A 21151-nucleotide genomic window follows, 5' to 3' on the forward strand; every position below is an offset into this window, starting at 1 on the left:
TGGGGTGTCGGGTACCGAAGATGAAGAGCTGGCGGTAATGAAGGACTGGTGGCAGCGCAACGGCAAACCTTTGCTGACCGGTGGTTTGCTGGCGCTGGTTGTGGTCTTGGGTTGGCAGTTCTGGCACAGGTATCAAGCCAGCCAGTCGCAGGGCGCCTCGATGCTTTATCAGCAACTGCTGGAAACCGCATTGACGCCAAGTGGTCAGGCCGACACCGCGCGTGTTGCCGAGATATCCGGCAAACTGAAGAGCGAATTCGGTGGCACTACCTACGCACAGTTCGGTAGCCTGTTCGTCGCCAAGGTGGCGGTCGATGCCGGCAAGCTGGACGACGCTGCTGCCGAGCTGAAAGCCGTGGCCGACAAGCCTGCCAACGACACGCTGGGTGAAATCGCCCGTCAGCGTCTGGCTCGCGTGCTGGCTGCGCAGAACAAGACCGATGACGCGCTGAAACTGCTCGCCGGCGATGCCGACAAGGCATTCCTCGCCAGTCGTGAAGAACTCAAGGGTGACCTGCTCGAACAGCTGGGTCGTACCGACGAGGCATATGCTGCATACCAAAAGGCCAAATCTGCGCTGTCCGAAGACGCAGCGGTAGGCGGCCTGCAAATGAAGCTCGACGATCTGGCGAAAGGGGATGCGTGACGTGATTCGTTGGAAACATGCAGCATTGCTGGCTCTGGCCATTCTGGCCGCGGGTTGCAGCAGCAACAGTAAAAAGGAATTGCCTCCGGCCGAGCTGACCGACTTCAAAGAAGAAGTGGTTCTGCACAAGCAGTGGAGCCGTTCGATTGGTGACGGCCAGGGCAAGACCTACAACATGATGGTCCCGGCCATTGATGGCGACCGTATTTATGCGGCTGACGTCACTGGCGAAGTTTTTTCGCTGGATCGTCTGACCGGTGACGTGATCTGGAAGAAAGATCTCGATCTTCCGGTTTCCGGCGCTGTGGGTGTGGGCTACGGCCTGGTGATGATCGGCACCCTCAAGGGTGAAGTGGTCGCCATGGACGCCTCGACCGGCGAAGAAAAATGGCGCGCCCGCGTGACCAGTGAGGTGCTGGCTCCGCCTGCCACCAACGGTTCCGTGGTTGTGGTTCAGACTCAGGATGACCGTGTTGTCGGCTTTGATGCCTCCACCGGCTCCCAGCTCTGGATCTACGAAAGCACGCCAGCGGTGCTGACACTGCGCGGCACCGGTGCTCCACTGGCCACCAACCGCCTCGCTGTAGCGGGTCTGTCGACCGGCAAGGTCGTCGCGCTGGATATTTCCAATGGCGTGCCGATCTGGGAACAGCGCGTAGCGATCCCTAAAGGTCGCTCGGAACTGGACCGCGTGGTCGATATCGACGGTGGCCTGCTGCTGTCCGGCGGTACACTGTACGTCGCTACCTATCAGGGTCGAGTTGCCGGCCTGGAACTGGAAAGCGGTCGTGTGCTGTGGCAGCGTGATGCTTCAAGCTACTCGGGCGTTGCCCAGGGCTTTGGCAGTGTTTACGCAACCCTGGCCTCCGGTACTGTCGAAGGCATCGACGAGCGCTCGTCCTCTGCACTGTGGAGCAACGAATCGCTGGCTCGCCGCCAACTGGGCGCACCGGAAGTGTATTCAAGCTATGTAGCAGTGGGTGACATGGAAGGCTACCTTCACCTGTTGAGCCAGGTCGACGGTCGTTTTGTCGGTCGCGAGCGCATTGACAGCGACGGCCTGCGTGCTCGTCCGCTGGTGGTTGGGGACATGATTTACGTGTATGGCAACAGCGGCAAACTGGAAGCGCTGTCCATCAAGCAATAAGTGTCCATGCCCGGGGCTGCTGGCCCCGGGTGCCCTTGCTCAGGCAAGGCTGCGGTGTCTTTGTGCACCGCTCCGAACTCCGGCCGCTGCCCTGCAGCGGCTTTTGTATTTTCTGAAATAACGAAGTGGAGAGCCTAATGGTTCCCGTAATCGCCCTGGTGGGTCGACCGAACGTCGGCAAGTCCACCATGTTCAACCGCCTGACCAGGACCCGCGACGCTATTGTCGGCGATCTGTCCGGTCTTACCCGTGATCGCCAATACGGAGAGGCGAAGTGGCAAGGGCGCTCCTATATTCTGATCGACACCGGCGGTATTTCCGGTGACGAGCATGGCATGGACGAAAAAATGGCCGAGCAATCGCTGCTCGCCATTGAAGAAGCCGATGTGGTGCTGTTTCTGGTGGACGCCCGTGCGGGCTATACCGCCGCTGATCAGATGATTGGTGAGCACCTGCGCAAGCGCAACAAACGTTCTTACGTGGTTGCCAACAAGATCGACAACATCGATGAGAACCTGGCGCGTGCCGAGTTCAGCCCGATGGGTCTGGGCGATGCCATTCCGGTGGCCGGTGCCCACGGTCGCGGCATTTCGCAGATGCTCGAAATCGCCCTGCGCGAATTCCCCAAGGACGAGGACGAGCTCGAAGAAGGTGAAGTCGAGGAAGTTGCCGAAGGTCAGGAAGCCAAGCGCATTCCCGGCCCGAGCGAAAAAGACGGCATCAAGATCGCCATCATCGGCCGTCCTAACGTCGGCAAGTCGACGCTGGTCAACCGTATGCTCGGTGAAGACCGGGTTATCGTCTATGACGAGCCCGGCACCACCCGCGACAGTATCTACATTCCCTTCGAGCGTAACGAAGAGAAGTACACGCTGATCGACACCGCCGGTGTGCGCAAGCGCGGCAAGATCCACGAAGAAGTAGAAAAGTTCTCCGTGGTCAAGACGCTGCAGGCCATCAAGGACGCCAACGTGGTGATCTTCGTGATGGACGCCCGTGAAGGTGTGGTCGACCACGACCTCAACCTGCTGGGCTTCGCACTTGAAGCGGGGCGTGCACTGGTCATCGCGCTGAACAAGTGGGATGGCATGACGCCGGGTGAGCGTGACTTCGTGAAAATCGAGCTGGAACGCCGATTGTTCTTCGTTGATTTCGCGGATATCCACTTCATCTCGGCCTTGCATGGCACGGGTGTGGGTAACCTGTATCAGTCGGTACAGAACTCGTTCAAGTCTGCGGTAACGCGTTGGCCTACCAGCCGCCTGACCCAGATTCTGGAAGATGCGGTCAGCGAGCACGCACCACCGATGGTCGGCAGCCGCCGCATCAAGTTGCGCTACGCTCACTTGGGCGGCGCCAACCCGCCGTTGATCGTGATTCACGGTAACCAGGTCGAAAAAGTACCCAAGTCCTACGTCCGTTACCTGGAAAACACCTATCGCCGTGTGCTCAAGCTGGTCGGTACGCCGATCCGCATCGAGTTCAAGGGTGGCGAGAACCCGTATGAAGGCAACAAGAACACGCTGACTGACCGTCAGGTCAACAAGAAGCGTCGAATGATGTCGCACCACAAGAAAGCCGACAAGAAGCGCCGCGACAAGCGCTGAGTCAGCCACTTCAAAAAGGGCGCTTCCAGACTGTGTGAAAACACACTGATGAAGGCCCAAGCAAACGCCCCGACTTGTTCGGGGCGTTTTGTTTTGTATTGGCAGCAGACGAAAAAATGACCGCTCAGCCCATCAAAGCCATCAGATGGCGCACACCGAGCACTTTAATCGCTCGTTTCAGGTTATAAGCATTCACCGCCAAGGCCATTTCAGCTTTTGTCCCCTCCAGTTGTCGCAGCAAGAAACGGCCATTACCAAATAGCCATTGCTTGAGGTTGCCGAAGGGGTGCTCAACGATGGATCTTCGGTTGGCCATCATCTCAGGATGCGCCTGCATTCTTTGCTCCATCCGCTCGAAAGCCTCTTCATGGGCATGTCGTGAGACATAACGGCGCTGGGCTCGAGTGCATTGCGTTTTCAGCGCGCAGTTGGCGCAGTCATCGACCTCAGCCTGATAGATCCGATCACCTTTGTTGTGCTGTTTTAGCGTTAACCATTTGCCTGCCGGACACTGGAAACGATCGTGTCCGGCCTCATAGATAAAGTCTTTTCGCTCAAAGAGCTGCTCTTCCTGACTGCCAGGGTTTTTCGAACGATTGGGCGGTACATAGGCCGTAATCGAAGCATCCTCGCAGGCCTGAAACTGCTTGCCATTGGAGTAGCCGGCATCGGCAGTGACCGTCAGCTCATCTTGCTGTAACTCTGCTTTGGCGGCCTTGGCCATCGGCTCCAGTTGCTTTCGGTCATCGCCATCCTGGGTGACCTCATGATGCAAAATCAGGCAATGCTCGGCGTCCACGACGGTTTGCACGTTGTAGGCCACACGTGGCCCTTTGGCCGTGCGCATCATTCGGGCATCGCTTTCATGAGTGTTGAACTGCTCGATGCCCATCGAACGCATCAGTGCCTGGCAACTCTGATTATCCTGTTGTCGAGCCTCAAGCTGTGCCAGTGCTGCTTTGATTGCGCTGCGATCAATTGAATCTGTGGTTTCAGCCTTGTCGGCCTCATCCAGCTCGGCCAGATACTGAGCGATGCGCTTATCCAGTTTTTCTTCCTGGCGCTTGAGCTGCTTCAAATTCACATGACGCCGTGAGGAGGCGACCGCCTGAAACTTGCTGCCGTCGATGGCCACCAATTCACCGGCGATCAAGCCTGCTGTGCGACAAAATCGAACGAAAGCACGGCAGGTCGCGATGAAGGCGGGTTTATTGTTCTTGCGAAAGTCGGCGATGGTCTTGAAGTCGGGCTTGAGCCGGTTGATCAGCCACATCACTTCGATGTTGCGCTGACACTCGGCTTCAAGACGTCGCGATGAGCGAATCCGCTGAAAATAGCCGTAGAGGTAGAGTTTTAGCTGATCGGCGGGATCATAAGCAGGGCGCCCCGTGCTTTTTGGAATCGCTTTATCGAAGCCCAGTTGCACCAGATCGAGCTTGGCAACGTACAGGTCAATGACACGAACGAGGTGATCCTCGGGGATCAACTCTTCCAGCGAGACCGGGAATAGGCTGGTCTGGCTGCGGGACTCACCTTGGATGTAGGCCATAACGAAAAATGCTCTGTATCTTTCGATACGGAGCATTTTCTTTGAGCGCTGCGCAGATTGCTAGGTTTTCACACAGTCTGCTTCGGCGCCTTTTTTTGTACGTGTTTTTTGAGCTATTCTGGTCGGCCCGGGCCGTTCTGGTTGCGGAGAGATTGCAGGGAAAGGGTTCCATGATCGACAGCAAGTTGCCCAATGTGGGCACCACTATCTTCACCGTCATGTCACAACTGGCCGCCGAAACCGGCGCGATCAACCTGTCCCAGGGGTTTCCCGATTTTGACGGGCCGCAGGCGCTGCGCGATGCGGTCTGCCGACATATCACTCAAGGCCATAACCAATATTCACCCATGACCGGTCTGCCTGCACTTCGTCAGCAGGTCGCGGCCAAGATCGCTCGCAGCTATGGGCGTGAGATCAACCCGGACAGCGAAATCACCATCACGCCCGGCGCGACCCAGGCGATTTTCTGCGCCATCCATTCGGTCATTCGTCCCGGCGACGAAGTCATCATTTTTGACCCGTGCTACGACAGCTACGAGCCTGCGGTGGAGCTGGCCGGTGGGCGCTGCGTGCATGTGCAACTGGGGCTGGACGACTTCTCCATCGACTGGCAAAAACTCAGCGACGCATTAAGCCCGCGCACGCGCATGATCGTCATCAATAGCCCGCATAACCCGAGCGGCGCACTGATCAGCCGTGCCGAGCTGGATCGGCTGGCGTCGCTGATTGCCGACCGTGATATCTACCTGCTCAGCGACGAGGTATACGAACATCTGGTCTTCGACGGCGCGCGGCATGTCAGCGTGCTTGATCACGATGAGTTGTATCAGCGTGCGTTTGTGGTCAGTTCGTTCGGCAAGACCTATCACGTCACCGGCTGGAAAACCGGCTATGTGGTCGCGCCGCCAGCGTTGACCGCGGAGTTGCGCAAGGTGCACCAGTACGTCAGTTTTTGTGGCGTGACACCGCTGCAATACGCACTGGCCGACTTCATGGCCGAGCATCCCGAGCATATCGACGAACTGCCAGGCTTTTATCAGGCCAAGCGGGACTATTTCTGCAATCAGCTGGCGGGCTCGCGTTTCAGCTTCAAACCGGTTGGCGGTACGTATTTCCAGTTGGTGGATTATTCGCAGATCAGACCTGACCTGAATGATGTCGACATGGCCCTGTGGATGACCCGTGAGCACGGCGTGGCGAGCATTCCCATTTCTGTGTTCTATCAGAGCCCGCCGCCTGGGCAGCGCTTGATCCGCCTGTGCTTTGCCAAACAGGAAGACACGCTGCGTCTGGCTGCGGAGAAACTATGCGCGATATAAGCGAGCTGCCAAACCTGAACATCGCGCTGATTCAGACGACTCTGGCGTGGCATGACCGCGAAGCCAATTTCGAACATTTCGAGCCGTTGCTGGATCAGGCGCAAGGTGTCGATCTGGTGATCCTGCCTGAAATGTTCACCACCGGGTTTTCGATGGAGTCCGAGATGCTGGCGGAACCGGAGGCTGGGCCGACATCGACGTGGTTACTGGCACAAGCCAAGCGCATCAATGCGGTTGTGACCGGCAGTGTGATTATTCGCGACGCCGATGGCAGTCATCGTAACCGCCTGCTGTGGGCGCGGCCGGATGGCGAGTTGTTGCACTACGACAAGCGCCACCTGTTTCGCATGGCCAGCGAGCACGAGCACTACACGCCGGGCGAGCGCCAGGTGACGTTTGAGCTCAATGGTTGGCGTATCCGGCCGCTGATCTGCTACGACCTGCGTTTCCCGGTATGGAGCCGTGATGCAGAGGGTACGGACCTGTTGCTGTACACCGCCAACTGGCCCGGCGCTCGACGTTTGCACTGGAACCGGTTGCTACCTGCCAGGGCGATTGAAAACCTGTGTTACGTTGCGGCGGTCAATCGGGTCGGGTCTGACGGCAAGGGCTTCGCGTACACCGGTGACAGTCAGGTTCTGGATTTTCAGGGTGAGAGCCTGTTGGGCGTGGGAGAAGCTGACGGCGTCTTTCGCGCAACACTGAGTGCCTCGGACCTGCAGGCCTATCGCACGCGCTTTCCAGCAGGGCTGGACGCTGACTCTTTTAATATTCAATAAAATTACTTCAGAATGTTACGAGTCGGCCGATAGGCTGTTCAGAACCCTAGGAGACCGTCATGACTACCATCAATACTTCTACACTGAACAGCTACGCCAGCTCGTTGACGATCGCGGTCAAGCCTACCGACGCCGAAGCAACCAAGGCGGCTGCTACTGCGACGACCACCACTGAGACAGAGAAAAGCTCGGATCAGGCTTCCACCGAAGGCGGCAAGGCTGGTGCAGCAGGTGGTGGTGGCAGCGTTGGCGGTTCGAGCCAGTCGGCCCTCGATGATACGATCGAGAAAATAAAGCAGCAGATTAAAGATGCTCAGAAGCAGCTCGCCCAGCAGCAGGCGCAACTGGCAGCAGCGCAAAGCGGCAAAGGGACACCTGAGGAAAAGGCCATGAAAGCCCTTGCGATCCAGGCTCAGATCTCTGCGACCAGCGCCACCTTGCAGACCCTGCAAGGCTCGCTTCTGCAACTGGAGACTCAGCGTGGTGTAAATACCACGGCGTGATACACACGGCTCACATGCCAATACCTTGAAGTGCTGGCCTGCAGCAGGTGACGCTCTGCGGCCGCGCTTCATTGTGCGCTGCAAAGCGTCTATGCAGTACTGATAACTCTCGCCCTTACTCGTTCACGTTCATGAACTTCTTGGCCCATTCGACGTAGTCTTCAGGCTGGGTATAGGTGTGGGTCAGTTCTGTCGCGCTCATGTTCGACTCGCTGCCCAGTATCTGGCGTTGCTCGCGCAGGCAGTCGTAAGTGGCCTTGATCGCGGCAAAGTACGCCGCATGGCCATGCACGCAGACCCTCACTCCCATTTCGGCAAGGCGCGCGTTGTCGTGCAGCTCCGGATTGCCGTAGGTCACCAGCATCAGTGGCACGGTTATGCCTTCTGAAACCTGTGCCAGGTGATCAAAGTCACGAATGCCGACGATGGTGATGCCATCAGCCCCAGCGGCCTGGTACTGCTGCACACGGCTTATGGCTTCCTGCACCGGAATGATTGCCGCATTGGTGCGGGCAAAGATCGACATTTCTGGATCGACGCGCGCTTCCAGTGCTGCGCGGATCTTGCCAACGCCTTCGGCCGTGGAAATCAAGTCTGTGGATTTGCGCCCGAATTGCGCAGGCAGCAGGGTGTCTTCGATGGTCAGTGCCGAAATGCCGGCACGCTCCAGTTCCACAACGGTACGCATGACGTTAAGGGCATTGCCATAACCATGGTCTGCGTCCGCGATCACCGGAAGTTGCGCGACGCGACCGATGCGCGTGGCCTGTTCGACGAATTCGCTGAGCGTGATCAGTGCGAAGTCAGGGGCTGCCAGTACTTGCAGCGAAGCGACAGAGCCGCCGAGGATGCCTACTTCAAAGCCCAGATCTGCCGCGATTTGCGCTGACATGGGGTCAAATACCGAGGCCGTGTGAAAGCACGAGTTCGACGAGGTAAGCGCACGGAAACTGCGGCGCAAATCTTGATGGGAAGCCTTGGGCATAATCGCTCCAAATGTGATTGGATCAGCTCAGCATTACCGAGGCCGATAGTAATTTCAATGCACGGTGAGTCTGCCCGAGCATTCTTTTCGTCAGGAAATCAATGCAGTGGTCGTCTTGGTTTTTATAAGAAAGGTGTCGCTGGCAGGAAAGTCCGGAGCGGCACCGTCAGCATATGAATTGCTGTTGGATTATGGCCATCTTCGGATAAGGGCAGCATGCTACCACAGCATAAATGAAAAAGATTATGCCGAAACAGGCAGGGTCATGCACAGACTGCAAGAGGCTGAGCTTACAGGCTTGCGAGAGGAGGAGGGCGTTTCAGAACAGGTCAATGGATGGCGGACTTGCGTCCGCCATCGTCACTGTCGACTCAGGCCGCTTTGGCCTGGGCCTGGCTCAGCGAACGGTTCAATGCGCTAAACAGGGCGCGGAAGCTGGCCGTGGTGATGTTTTCATCAATACCCACGCCGTGCACGGCACGGTCGCCATTCACACGCAGCTCAATATAAGCAGCGGCCTTGGCCGTGGTGCCCGAGCCGATGGCATGCTCGTTATAGTCCATGATTTCGACGGCAACCGGCAGACCGGCCACCAGTGCTTCCAGAGCTCCTTTGCCCTTGCCGCGCCAATGCTGCGTTTCGCCATCCACGTGCACTTCGGCATCTACCGCGCTGTTACCGTTCTCTTCCTGCAACCTATGGCTGATCAACGCATAAGGCGTGTTGGCCTGCAGGTATTCACGGCGCAGCAGCGCGTGGATCTGTTCGGCGGTCATTTCCAGGCCCAGTCGGTCGGTTTCACCCTGAACCACCTGGCTGAACTCGATTTGCATGCGACGTGGCAGGGAAATGCCGTATTCCTGCTCCAGCAGGTAGGCGATGCCGCCTTTGCCGGACTGGCTGTTGACGCGAATCACGGCTTCGTAGCTGCGACCGATATCAGCCGGGTCGATAGGCAGATAAGGCACTTCCCACAATTCGCCTTCCTTCTGCTGCGTGAAGCCCTTGCGGATGGCGTCCTGGTGCGAGCCGGAGAACGCGGTGTGGACCAGGTCGCCAACGTACGGGTGACGAGGGTGAACCGGAATCTGGTTGCACTCCTCGACGACCTTGCGCACGCCGTCGATGTCCGAAAAGTCCAGTTCAGGGTTGATGCCTTGGGTGTAAAGGTTCAGTGCGACAGTGACCAGATCTACGTTGCCGGTACGCTCGCCGTTGCCGAACAGGCAGCCTTCGACCCGGTCCGCGCCCGCCATCAGGCCAAGTTCGGTAGCGGCCACGCCAGTGCCACGGTCGTTATGGGTGTGCAGGCTGATCAGCACGCTGTCGCGGCGAGTGATGTGGCGGCCGAACCATTCAATCTGGTCCGCATAGATATTGGGTGTAGCGACTTCAACGGTGGCCGGCAGGTTCAGGATCACCTTGTTCTCGGGCGTCGGGTTCCACACTTCGATGACCGCGTCGCAGACTTCCTTGGCGAACTCCAGCTCGGTGGCACTGAAGGTTTCCGGCGAGTACTCGAACGTCCACTGGGTTTCTGGCTGTTGCGCCGCGTATTTCACGAACAGCTTGGCAGCGTTGACCGCGATTTCCTTCACGCCAGCTTTGTCCTGATTGAAGACAATACGGCGAAACGATGGGCAGGTAGCGTTATACAGGTGAACGATGGCCTTCTTGGCGCCACGCAGCGATTCAAAAGTACGAGCGATCAGGTCTTCACGCGCCTGGGTCAGCACCTGAATGGTGGTGTCGTCCGGGATGTGGCCGTCTTCGATCAGAGTACGAACGAAATCGAAGTCAGTTTGCGAAGCCGCCGGGAACGACGCCTCGATTTCCTTGACGCCGACGCTGACCAGGGTTTTCCAGAAACGCAGCTTTTTGACTGAGTCCATCGGCTCGATCAGCGACTGATTGCCGTCGCGCAGGTCGGAACTGCACCAGATCGGCGCCGCATCAATGGTTTTCGATGGCCAGGTGCGGTCAGGCAAGTCAATGGTCGGGAACGCGCGGTACTTCTTCGATGGATCGTTGAGCATGGTCATCTGGAAATCCTTTTGTAGTGAAGGGGCCGGATAAAGGCGGCCTGCCGTTCTAAAAACATGGGGGTAGCGAACACAGGGGCGAGGCACAGCAATCTAGCCTGGCAGTCGGGCACTGACCAGGCTGAGGCACCGGTGTTGGCGCAACAGAATAAGGGTTTGAGGGTTTTTCATGAGGCCAACCGTAACCATTGACAGGAGCAATGGCAAGCACTTGAAAAAAATCGGGATATATTCTCGTAATTGCCGTTTTTACGATTTTTTATAGCGGATTTACTGGCTTTTATTACCATTTTTTGTTGGCTAAAGACGATGTGCGCAACGATAGTTCGCGGGCTTTAGCCATTGCGGACAAGCGTTGTATCGCTTGTTCGCAATTCAGGTCAGGGCTGAAACGCACCAATGAAAATTGCCGGGTCAACCCGTGCATCGTTCAGGCTGACGTTCCAGTGCATGTGCGGACCGGTTGCCCGACCGGTAGCGCCGACTTTGCCGACCACGCCGCCACGAGGCACCTGATCGCCGACTTTCACGTCGATTTTCGACAGGTGGCAGAACATGCTGATGAAGCCTTGCCCGTGGTCGACGAATACGGTGTTGCCATTGAAGAAGTAATTGCCGGTCAGGATGACTTTGCCTGCTGCCGGGGATTTGATCGGTGTACCGGCCGGCACGGCGAAATCCAGTCCCGAGTGCGGGTTGCGCTCTTCGCCGTTGAAGAAGCGACGCACACCGAACTTGCTCGACAGCGGGCCGTTGACCGGCTTGTCCAGAATCAGATTGCTCGGCGTGCCTGGGCTGAAGCTGCGGTAGGCGCGGATCTGCTCGGCCAGTTCGCCCTCGATCCGTTTGTTGTCCTCAGGGTTGGGGTTGACCTGACGCTTGTTCTTTAGGGTGATGTGCTGTTCCGGGTACTTCTTGCTGCCGACCGTGAAGCTCATCGTGCGCCCGCCCGAGGTCACTTGCTGAGTGCCGGGTTTGACGGTCAGCGGGATGCCGACGATGGCCAGCCAGCGAGTGCCTTGTTCCTTGACCACCAGCACCGGTTTGCCCTGATAGGTGGCAGTCGGTGCCTGCGCGCCGGTGCCCAGATCAATCACCGCAACGCCACCGGGCACCGGTTTATCGAGTGCGCGAGTGATAAAGCTGTCGGCATGGGCGGGCAGGCAGAGCAGCAGGGCGAACAGCGGGGCGATAAAACGTAGCATCGGCAGTCAGTCCAGAAGGGAGAGGGTCACAGGCGTGAGGTGATTGTCTTCGACGCGTACTTGCAGTTCGCCTTCGCCCAGCCTTGCGGTCAGTCGCTGGCCGGGTTGCGTTTGAGCGGCATTACGGATCGCATGACCCCGCTCATCGAGCAGGATGCTGTAGCCACGGCCCAGTGTGGCGAGCGGGCTGACGACATTGAGGGTCTGCATCTGGCTTTGCAGTTGCAGCTTACGGACCTTGATCTGCTCGCGAATGGCTCTCGGTAAACGCTCGGCCAGCGCATCAAGCCGCTGGCGCAAAAAGGCCAGGGTCCGGCCTGGGTGCTGCGCAGTCAGACGACTTTCCATGTGCGCGAGACGCACCTGCTTCTTATGCATGCTCTGCTCGAAAGCACGGCGCAGGCGCATGTCCAGATCATCCAGGCGCTGCGACTGCTGGCGCAACCGCTCGCCGGGGTGACGCAGACGTCTGGAAATACCCTCCAGACGCAACCGCTCGCGCATCAGGCGATCCTGCATGCGGCTGACCAGCCGGCGGTGCAGGTTATCGACGCGGCGGTGCAGGTCACTGGAATCCGGGGCCAACAACTCGGCCGCGGCGGAGGGCGTCGGGGCTCGCACATCGGCCACGAAGTCACTGATGGACACATCGGTTTCATGCCCGACGGCACTGACAATCGGCGTTACGCAGGCGTCAATGGCGCGGGCCACGGCTTCCTCGTTGAAACACCACAGGTCTTCCAGTGAACCGCCGCCCCGGGCGAGGATCAAGGCATCAAAGCCTCTGGCATCCGCCAGTTTCAGCGCGCGAACAATCTGATTGATCGCCTCACGGCCCTGAACGGCGGTAGGGATAAGCGTCAGCTCGACCCGCGGCGCGCGACGACGAAACACACTGATGATGTCGCGGATCACCGCGCCCGTCGGCGAACTGATAATCCCGATACGTTGTGGGTGCAGCGGTAAGGCAACCTTGCGATCGGCGCTGAACAGTCCTTCATCGCTGAGCTTGGCCTTCAACGCATCGAATGCCAGGCGCAAAGCACCGTCACCGGCAGGTTCGACAGTGTCGAGAATCAGTTGATAGTCGCCACGGCCTTCAAACAGCGAAACCTTGCCGCGCACCTTGACCTGCAAACCGTCCTTGAGCGCCTGACGCACGCGAGCAGCGCTTTGTCGGAACAGCGCGCAACGCACCTGCGCGCCGGAATCCTTCAGCGTGAAGTAGACATGCCCCGACGCCGGACGCGACAGATTGGAAATCTCGCCCTCGACCCAGATGCTGCTGAACACATCCTCCAGCAACACCCGGGCACGGCCGTTGAGCTGGCTGACAGTAAGGACTTCCCGGTCGAGGCCGAGTCTTGCGAAGGGGTCTTTGATCATGGCCAGCATCATAATGGTAATGCCGTGTGGGAGCGAGCTTGCTATTGACGGGAAGCACAACGTCTCTGGCAGCGCTTCGCCCGCCCCTGCTGCTGGGGTCGCTGGCGGGCAGGGCGCTGATCAAAAAGCTCTCCCGCGAAGCCTTTGTAAGGCTGGTGACCTGGCTGGTGCTGGTCAGCGGCCTTGCGCTGATCGTCCGCTACCTCACCGCCTGAACGGGATTGGGCCTTGACCTGACGTCGTGGCCTATTAAGCTGCGGCCTCGAACAGCTTTTCAGCGACGCTCTGCCATGAACACCCAAAGCATCATCGTTCCGCAAATCTCCACCTTTCCCGGCCACGAGGCCCGAGCGCGCCTGATCCTGCGCTGGCTGGTCAAGCTCGATGTGGTCGAGCCGGAACTGACCACCTGCGGCCGTACCTACAACAAAATGGCCTATGCCGTGGCGCCTGGCGCCAGAAGGGTGGTGAAGAAGTCCGAGGCCTTGCCGTTCGGGCAGGTCATCAACGGGCTGGAGATCGTCACCAAGCGCTGCATCTTCACGCCTCTGAACAACTTCGCCGAAGAGGCCGGCTGCCCGGAGTGTCGTCGCGAAGTCGGCGAGGCGCTGTTCGACAGCCTTGAAGACTGGATGCCCGGCCACACCGACAATTTCACCTGCCCTGAATGCCGCCACGAAGACGACATCAACGGCTTTCTGTTCCTGGACGCCTGCGGGTTTTCCAACCTCGGTTTCATCTTCAACAACTGGCTGGACGCCTCCTTCACCCAGACCTTTCTCGACGACTTCGCCGAACGTCTGGATCGCCCGGTGTCTTTCGTTCATGTGCGTCTATAAACAGCTTTGATAATAGGCTGAGGTTTACATTGAGCCGGGCGGGGTCTGTGGGTATAATGGCGCGCTTCCAATTTCCCGCCCGGGAGCCCCCGCGATGCTGCGTATCAAGCAAGAAGCCCTTACATTCGACGACATTCTCCTTGTGCCCGGTTATTCCGAGGTACTTCCCAACGAAGTCAGTCTGAAAACCCGTTTGACCCGTGGCATCGAGCTGAATATTCCTTTGGTCTCTGCTGCAATGGATACAGTCACCGAGGCCCGTCTGGCAATTGCCATGGCCCAGGAAGGCGGTATCGGTATCATCCACAAGAACATGACCATCGAGCAGCAAGCTGCCGAAGTGCGCAAGGTCAAGAAGTTCGAGGCCGGTGTCGTCAAGGACCCGATCACGATTGAAGCCGATGCCACTGTTCGTGATCTGTTCGAACTGACCCGCATGCACAACATTTCCGGCGTACCCGTGCTGCACAATGGCGACCTGGTCGGCATCGTGACGTCCCGCGACGTACGCTTCGAAAACCGTCTTGATGTCCCTGTCCGCGAAGTGATGACGCCCAAAGAGCGTCTGGTCACTGTGCGTGAAGGCGCCGACAAGAACGAAGTACGCGAGCTGCTGCACAAACACCGTCTGGAAAAAGTCCTGATCGTCGACGCCAACTTTGCCCTTAAGGGCATGATGACCGTCAAGGACATCGAAAAAGCCAAGGCTTATCCGCTGGCCAGCAAGGACGATCAAGCCCGTCTGCGTGTCGGCGCTGCTGTCGGCACTGGCAAGGACACCGGCGAGCGCGTGACTGCGCTGGTCGCCGCGGGCGTTGACGTTGTTGTGGTTGACACCGCTCACGGTCACTCCAAAGGCGTGATCGACCGCGTTCGCTGGGTCAAGGACAACTTCCCGCAAGTGCAGGTCATCGGTGGCAACATCGCCACCGGCGAAGCTGCCCTGGCGCTGGTCGCTGCGGGTGCCGATGCGGTCAAGGTCGGTATCGGCCCAGGCTCCATCTGCACCACGCGCATCGTCGCCGGTGTCGGCGTGCCGCAAATCAGCGCCATTGCCAACGTCGCCGCTGCCCTTGAAGGCACCGGCGTGCCGATGATCGCCGACGGCGGTATCCGTTTCTCCGGTGACCTGTCCAAGGCCATCGTGGCCGGTGCCTCCTGCGTGATGATGGGCTCGATGTTCGCCGGTACTGAAGAAGCGCCAGGCGAGATCGAGCTGTTCCAGGGCCGTTCCTACAAGGCTTATCGCGGCATGGGTTCGCTGGGTGCAATGTCCCAGGCGCAAGGCTCCTCGGATCGCTACTTCCAGGACTCGTCCGCAGGCGCCGAGAAGCTCGTGCCGGAAGGCATCGAAGGCCGTGTTGCCTACAAAGGCCCGCTGTCCGCCATCATCCATCAGTTGATGGGCGGTCTGCGCTCCTCCATGGGCTACACCGGCAGTGCCGACATCGAGCAGATGCGCACCAAGCCAGAGTTCGTCCGCATTACCGGCGCAGGCATGGCTGAATCCCACGTCCATGACGTGCAGATCACCAAGGAAGCGCCGAACTATCGCGTCGGCTAAAGCCTTCAGCTTCAAGCCCCAAGCAATCAGCTACAAGCGGTAGTTACGCAAATGTAACTACCGCATTGATTCCGACAACTTGCCGCTTGCAGCTTATAGCTTGCAGCTGCTCAGAGAGTTTCCATGGCCCTCGACATTCACGCCCACCGTATCTTGATCCTCGACTTCGGCTCCCAGTACACCCAGCTGATCGCCCGCCGCGTGCGTGAAATCGGCGTGTATTGCGAGCTGCATCCGTTTGACATGGACGACGAAGCGATTCGCGAATTCGCTCCAAAAGGCGTGATCCTCGCCGGCGGCCCCGAGTCCGTGCACGAAGCCAACAGCCCGCGCTGCCCGCAAGCGGTATTTGACCTCGGTGTGCCGGTTTTCGGTATCTGCTACGGCATGCAGACCATGGCCGAGCAACTGGGCGGCAAGGTTGCGGGTTCCGAGCTGCGCGAGTTCGGCTACGCTCGCGTTGACGTAGTCGGCAAAAGCCGTCTGCTCGATGGTATCGAAGACCATATCGACGCCGACGGCCTGTTTGGCCTCGACGTATGGATGAGTCACGGTGACAAGGTCACCAAACTGCCGGAAGACTTCCACATTCTGGCCAGTACCCCTAGCTGCCCGATTGCCGGTATGGCTGACGACGCTCGCGGTTACTACGGCGTGCAGTTCCACCCGGAAGTGACCCACACCAAGCAGGGCGGTCGCATCCTGTCGCGCTTCATCCTCGATATCTGCGGCTGCGAAGCACTGTGGACCCCTTCGAAGATTGCTGAAGACGCTATCGCTCAGGTTCGCGCTCAGGTGGGTACTGATAGCGTGTTGCTGGGCCTGTCCGGCGGCGTTGACTCCTCCGTAGTCGCGGCGCTGCTGCACAAAGCCATCGGCGATCAACTGACCTGTGTATTCGTCGACAACGGCCTGCTGCGCCTGCACGAAGGCGAGCAAGTGATGGCCATGTTCGCCGAGAACATGGGCGTCAAAGTCATTCGTGCCAACGCCGAAGAACAGTTCCTGAACAACCTGGAAGGCGAGAGCGATCCAGAGAAAAAGCGCAAGATCATCGGCCGCACCTTCATCGACGTGTTCGATGCCGAATCCTGCAAGCTGGACAACATCAAGTACCTGGCGCAAGGCACCATCTACCCGGACGTGATCGAGTCGGCTGGCGCGAAAAGCGGCAAGGCTCACGTCATCAAGTCGCACCACAACGTGGGCGGCCTGCCGGAAGAAATGAACCTCAAGCTGGTCGAGCCCCTGCGCGAGCTGTTCAAGGACGAAGTCCGCCGTCTGGGCCTCGAACTCGGCCTGCCGTACGACATGGTCTACCGCCACCCATTCCCAGGCCCAGGCCTGGGCGTGCGCATCCTCGGTGAAGTGAAGAAGGAATACGCAGACATCCTGCGTCGCGCCGACCACATCTTCATCGAAGAACTGCGCAAGGCCGACTGGTATCACAAAGTCAGCCAGGCCTTCGTCGTGTTCCAGCCAGTCAAATCGGTTGGTGTAGTCGGCGACGGTCGTCGTTACGCCTGGGTTGTAGCGCTGCGCGCGGTGGAAACCATCGACTTCATGACCGCTCGTTGGGCGCACCTGCCTTATGAGCTGCTGGAGACGGTGAGTGGCCGGATCATCAACGAGATCGAGGGGATTTCGCGGGTGACTTATGATGTGTCGAGCAAGCCGCCGGCTACGATTGAGTGGGAGTGATTGGGTGGTCGGCATTGTCCGGCACCAACTAGCAAGAAATGCTCTGGAGCCCGCGTAATTGCGGGCTTTTGGCTTTTTGGGTCTGGCAAATTCTGGCAGCTTTGTGCATCGCCAAGCACCGTGTTTGTATGGCATGGTACGGGGCATTGGCTGAGCCAAATGCCATGTTCGGTGCTCGCTGTTTGAACGGAAAGGGCTTGAGACAGAAGTGGCCAAAACTCTTCACGCCTGGCTCTGTTCGAATATCCGTTTAGGTCTAGCGTTAGGTAATGGAAACGGTGCGTATCTCGATACTATCGCACTGCATGTTTGGGGCGGGGCGGCTTGGGCTGGCTTCGCCGCATAGACCGCAGCAAAAAAAACGTGGCCAACTGCGGGCGGCGTTGCAAGAGATTTCTGAACAAACCCGAAGCCTGCATGGAGGCTATGGCTGGTCTGTAGACCAGATGAGCAGTGGTTTGGTGCTAGTCAGTCGCCCGAAGCGAGTGCCACTGATCGAACAGCGTTCAGGTGGCAATAGGCAGTGAGCATTACTGCTTAGGTTATGTCCCGGCATAAGTGGCAACATTCCCGGCCTAAGTTGGAAGTCTCCCCGGCGTAGGTAGTAGATGGGGTTTAGACAAGCTCGTGCGTATTACTGAGGACGGAGCTTCCCGGCATTTGACCGCAGATAATCTGTGGTGGGGGAGCAATGGAGCTAAAAACCAACGTAAGGCATGGGTAGCGTTTGCTTCTCCCGTCAGGTGGTGGGGAATAGCGAACTTTGATTTGCTGTTCGAGTTTATAACACCGCTTTTTGGGGGCATATTTCCCTCCGTGGTGCTCGCTAACCCGATTTCCTGAAAACGTGTTTTATCGTATTGGCCAGGCTGCACGAGGGTTTGCGGACAGGCACTCGGCTTGAGTGCACTTTCTGTTACGTTGCTCCCCAAACCCCAACAAGAAAAATATTAGACGTCGGCCCAGCGAAGCTTTAGATAGTCAACTACCTGCTGAGTTTGTGAGGCCCGCAGAAACATATGTCGAAATAACATGCACCCGGACACCTCAGCTAGAGAATCATTCAGGTCAAGCTGACGGGTCATTTCAGGCACGCCCGCCTCAACAGTCCAGTCGGGCTCGGCTGCTGAGGCGGCTCCCACCTTATACAGAGCCATACCTACATATAACGCTGTGCCGGTACCCCTGACGGTATCCGCCCACCACTGTGTGATGACGTCGTAGCGGGCAACCTCCCGGGCAAACGGCCAGTAGACCTGTGGGGCGATATAATCAATGATGCCGTCAATTACCCATTTCCGGGTGTCTGCATACGCAAAATCGTAATTAGGTGCACCTGCCTGCGTATCAGACCCCAGCGGGTCGTCAGATTTATTCCGCCAGACGCCTGCCGGGCTGATACCAAACAAGACATCCGTGTTAACTGCGGCTATTTTTTTATGGCATGCATCAACCAGCGAATACGTGTTATTTCGTCGCCAGTCGGCCTTTGTGGTAAAGGTTGTATTGTATGTCTGGTAGGTAGCATCATCCTGCAGCAGGGAATCCGCAGTTTCATAATAAAAATAATCATCGAACTGAATGGCATCAACATCGTATTTGGTGACAATTTCTTCAACAATACTACCAACCCACGCTTGAACTTCAGGTATGCCGGGATTGAGAACAAAGCGGTTCGCTGCGGTCCCAGTCCACTCAGGATGCGTATTAAACACACTGGCTGGCGAGTCAGATGATGAGTTATTCAGCTCTTCCATTGTGCCGTCGCTGGCGTTCATTGATATGCGGTACGGGTTCACCCATGCGTGCAGCTCAATATGACGAGCATGCGCCTGCTCAACAGCATAAGCCAGTGGGTCGAAGCCGGGATTTTTTCCGAGCGTACCTGTCAGGTACTTCGACCATGGAAGCAGATCTGATGCGTAGAGTGCATCTGCGCAGGGAACAACCTGGAATATCACTGCATTCATTTTCATTGCCACAATATCATCAAGAATGCCGGTCAACTCTTCTTTCTGTGTGCTGACACGTGCAGCCTCATCAGTGATGGTCAGAGATGAGGCGGACGGCCAGTCAAGATTCGTAACTGTTGCGACCCAGGTCGCCTTGAGATTTTTGTTCGCAGTCGCCATTGCGATTTCTCCTTTGGGTATGGTTCTGAGGGAACAAAATATGCTGTCCATGCACGGGCATTTTGAAATGCCCATGCATGAACGAGCACTACACTTGCCAAGGCGCTGGTATGTGACCATAGCCGAGCAGATTATCGCGATGAGCGAGCTGCTGGGCTGAACGCACGAAGAGCGCCTGCTCGCACAAGCGTTCTTTAGGCATCACATGGGAACGACGTGTCAGCTCAGCGTCACGTCCTTCATCGCAGGAATATAACCGTAGTCATATTCTTCCTGCACGAACGAGCGATCCCCTTTCAAGAGGATTCTCACCGTCGGCGCTTCGGTCCCGCCGATACGGTAATCCTCGCCTATGGTGGGCACGCTGTCGATGAACGAAGTCACCAGGCCGTTCGGCATGACGCAGTGCGAATACGTCTGGAAAGGCTGCTCGGGCGGATTGCCGAGCACCAGGCCGGAAGCGTTCATTGGCCGGTACGGACCGAACAAATGTTCGCCGACAAAACCGTACACCCCGTCTGGCCCTGTAACACCATCGGCATACGTGAACTTGTGACTGATGGTGAACAAGTAATATTTGCCGTCTTGAAAAACATAGTGCGGGCGCTCGGTCTGATCGTTCACGCCGACGGCCGTCACCAACGGCGGAAGTATTTCCCACTCCTCACCACTGAGATCTTTTGCGACCGCCAGACCGATACAACCCACCTGGAATCTGGCACCCCCCACGTCTTCATGACCCGGCGGCACAGGGCCAAGTTCGACACTCCCTACTGTGTGCGAGCCGCGTTCACCGGCGACGTTGCCTTCAAACACCATATACAACTTGCCATCTTCAGGATCAATGAACGGACTGGGGTCGCGAAAGTTCCAGCTCGAGTTCTGCGCTTCGGTTTGATAATAGGTGCCGTCGGCCTCGAACAGTTTTTTGACCTGGGTAAAGTCTTTCAACTCCACGCCCTGATCGGACGTCACAATACGGCCACGTACTTTGGCGATCGCTGCGCCGGGTGTGACGCAGGTGTAATAAAGATCAATATCGCCTTTGTCATTCAACAGTATGGGTGTGCCCGCCCACTCTCGAGTGGTGGGCGATACCCCCTCGGCCATTACACGACCACCAAAGATCCAGTCCTTGCCGGTACGCGAGTACCAGTAGCACATGCGTGCGCGGCCATGACGGTCTTCCCAGTCACGCTTGATGTCATAACGGCCATTGGCGTCGAGATATTGCGGATCATTGGGGTGACGGTCAGCCGTCAGGGTCAGGATGACCGACCAGCCGTTGACCGAAACCACCGTGCCATCCAGCTCGCGCAGCGGCATGGTGTCCCAGATGAATACCGTATCACTCATGACCGGAAAGTCCGGACTGACCAGTGGCTGCGTGGTGGTCGGGTCATTTTCATTGACCTTCAGCGCATCGGCGCGGGACCAGACAGTGGGTGCGTAGTTGATGTTACCTACTAGAGGACTATTTTTGAGCTGGCTTACAGCAGAGCTGCTATTGGACATAATTAATACCTTTAAATAGCTTTGGGAGGCAGCAGCGACGCTGCTGTACCTCTGTCGCTCAAAGGCGATAACTCAAGGCTCACGGCCTTCACATGATTCAACGTCCCGCAGCGGGAGCACTTGATCTGGAGTTCGGTGTAGTCACCCATGCGGGCCAGCAGCTTCTTGCACTGCCCGCATCGGTAGTCTTTCAACATTTGCATTGGTCTCCTTGTGCTTCGCCCAATAAAAA

General features: G+C 57.7%; 18 protein-coding genes. 10 read left to right on the forward strand and 8 right to left on the reverse strand.

What is annotated here, in order from left to right; translation table 11 throughout:
- The first annotated feature begins 4 nt into the window (after positions 1-4).
- The 3 genes from PSPTO_RS07535 to der all read left to right on the forward strand — a co-directional run bounded on the left by PSPTO_RS07535 (position 5) and on the right by der (position 3400).
- Complete coding sequence (locus tag PSPTO_RS07535; protein WP_011103549.1) at positions 5-646, forward strand: YfgM family protein; 642 nt, start codon at positions 5-7, stop codon at positions 644-646.
- Positions 639-1793, forward strand: coding sequence for an outer membrane protein assembly factor BamB (bamB, locus tag PSPTO_RS07540; protein ID WP_005771013.1), 1155 nt, complete (start codon positions 639-641; stop codon positions 1791-1793). The genes PSPTO_RS07535 and bamB overlap by 8 nt, the downstream gene beginning before the upstream one ends.
- A 137-nt stretch (positions 1794-1930) precedes the next feature.
- Positions 1931-3400 (forward strand): ribosome biogenesis GTPase Der, encoded by a 1470-nt coding sequence (gene der, locus PSPTO_RS07545; RefSeq protein WP_003380618.1) that lies wholly within the window; start codon positions 1931-1933, stop codon positions 3398-3400.
- Positions 3401-3524: 124 nt separating this feature from the next.
- Here the strand turns inward: der and PSPTO_RS07550 are convergent, their stop codons facing one another.
- The gene (locus PSPTO_RS07550) at positions 3525-4949 is read right to left on the reverse strand and encodes an IS1182-like element ISPsy6 family transposase (RefSeq protein WP_003408269.1); all 1425 of its coding nucleotides are present in this window, start codon (positions 4947-4949) and stop codon (positions 3525-3527) included.
- A gap of 170 nt (positions 4950-5119) precedes the next feature.
- Between PSPTO_RS07550 and PSPTO_RS07555 the strand changes: the two genes are divergently transcribed.
- Genes PSPTO_RS07555 through PSPTO_RS07565 form a run of 3 tightly spaced genes read left to right on the forward strand, consistent with a single transcriptional unit; the run spans position 5120 to position 7550 of the window.
- Positions 5120-6268, forward strand: a complete 1149-nt coding sequence (locus tag PSPTO_RS07555) for a pyridoxal phosphate-dependent aminotransferase (RefSeq protein WP_005771011.1) — start codon at positions 5120-5122, stop codon at positions 6266-6268.
- Positions 6256-7047: an amidohydrolase gene (locus PSPTO_RS07560; RefSeq protein ID WP_011103550.1), complete on the forward strand. Its 792-nt coding sequence runs from the start codon at positions 6256-6258 to the stop codon at positions 7045-7047. The genes PSPTO_RS07555 and PSPTO_RS07560 overlap by 13 nt, the downstream gene beginning before the upstream one ends.
- Before the next feature lie 59 nt (positions 7048-7106).
- Positions 7107-7550, forward strand: a complete 444-nt coding sequence (locus PSPTO_RS07565) for a hypothetical protein (protein ID WP_005771009.1) — start codon at positions 7107-7109, stop codon at positions 7548-7550.
- Positions 7551-7665: 115 nt separating this feature from the next.
- Here the strand turns inward: PSPTO_RS07565 and PSPTO_RS07570 are convergent, their stop codons facing one another.
- The 4 genes from PSPTO_RS07570 to xseA all read right to left on the reverse strand — a co-directional run bounded on the left by PSPTO_RS07570 (position 7666) and on the right by xseA (position 13168).
- Positions 7666-8535: an isocitrate lyase/PEP mutase family protein gene (locus tag PSPTO_RS07570; protein WP_011103551.1), complete on the reverse strand. Its 870-nt coding sequence runs from the start codon at positions 8533-8535 to the stop codon at positions 7666-7668.
- Positions 8536-8906: 371 nt separating this feature from the next.
- Positions 8907-10577 (reverse strand): 2-isopropylmalate synthase, encoded by a 1671-nt coding sequence (leuA, locus tag PSPTO_RS07575; RefSeq protein WP_003380623.1) that lies wholly within the window; start codon positions 10575-10577, stop codon positions 8907-8909.
- A 380-nt stretch (positions 10578-10957) separates the two neighbouring features.
- Entirely contained in the window at positions 10958-11782 is an 825-nt protein-coding gene (locus PSPTO_RS07580) for a peptidoglycan DD-metalloendopeptidase family protein (RefSeq protein ID WP_005771007.1), read from the reverse strand.
- A gap of 6 nt (positions 11783-11788) precedes the next feature.
- Positions 11789-13168 (reverse strand): exodeoxyribonuclease VII large subunit, encoded by a 1380-nt coding sequence (gene xseA / locus PSPTO_RS07585; RefSeq protein WP_161797807.1) that lies wholly within the window; start codon positions 13166-13168, stop codon positions 11789-11791.
- Positions 13169-13206: 38 nt separating this feature from the next.
- Here xseA and PSPTO_RS07590 point away from each other — a divergent pair, with 38 nt between their 5' ends.
- The 4 genes from PSPTO_RS07590 (at position 13207) to guaA (ending at position 17272) form a co-directional block, all read left to right on the forward strand.
- Positions 13207-13383, forward strand: a complete 177-nt coding sequence (locus PSPTO_RS07590) for a hypothetical protein (protein WP_162491766.1) — start codon at positions 13207-13209, stop codon at positions 13381-13383.
- A 75-nt stretch (positions 13384-13458) separates the two neighbouring features.
- Positions 13459-14007 carry a hypothetical protein gene (locus PSPTO_RS07595; RefSeq protein WP_005771002.1) on the forward strand — a complete coding sequence of 183 codons (549 nt, stop codon included), beginning with the start codon at positions 13459-13461 and terminating at the stop codon, positions 14005-14007.
- A 94-nt stretch (positions 14008-14101) separates the two neighbouring features.
- Positions 14102-15571 (forward strand): IMP dehydrogenase, encoded by a 1470-nt coding sequence (gene guaB, locus PSPTO_RS07600; RefSeq protein ID WP_003380633.1) that lies wholly within the window; start codon positions 14102-14104, stop codon positions 15569-15571.
- Positions 15572-15694: 123 nt separating this feature from the next.
- Complete coding sequence (guaA, locus tag PSPTO_RS07605) at positions 15695-17272, forward strand: glutamine-hydrolyzing GMP synthase (RefSeq protein ID WP_005771001.1); 1578 nt, start codon at positions 15695-15697, stop codon at positions 17270-17272.
- A 950-nt stretch (positions 17273-18222) separates the two neighbouring features.
- Here guaA and PSPTO_RS07610 read toward each other — a convergent pair.
- From PSPTO_RS07610 to PSPTO_RS07620, 3 genes are all read right to left on the reverse strand, one after another.
- Positions 18223-19404: a glycoside hydrolase family 10 protein gene (locus PSPTO_RS07610; RefSeq protein ID WP_011103555.1), complete on the reverse strand. Its 1182-nt coding sequence runs from the start codon at positions 19402-19404 to the stop codon at positions 18223-18225.
- A gap of 219 nt (positions 19405-19623) precedes the next feature.
- Complete coding sequence (locus PSPTO_RS07615) at positions 19624-20919, reverse strand: glycoside hydrolase family 68 protein (RefSeq protein WP_011103557.1); 1296 nt, start codon at positions 20917-20919, stop codon at positions 19624-19626.
- 11 nt (positions 20920-20930) lie between these two features.
- Positions 20931-21122 (reverse strand): Com family DNA-binding transcriptional regulator, encoded by a 192-nt coding sequence (locus PSPTO_RS07620; RefSeq protein ID WP_172679556.1) that lies wholly within the window; start codon positions 21120-21122, stop codon positions 20931-20933.
- Between the last annotated feature and the right edge of the window lie 29 nt (positions 21123-21151).

It is taken from the genome of Pseudomonas syringae pv. tomato str. DC3000 (assembly GCF_000007805.1).
In the GTDB taxonomy this organism is placed as follows: domain Bacteria; phylum Pseudomonadota; class Gammaproteobacteria; order Pseudomonadales; family Pseudomonadaceae; genus Aquipseudomonas; species Aquipseudomonas avellanae.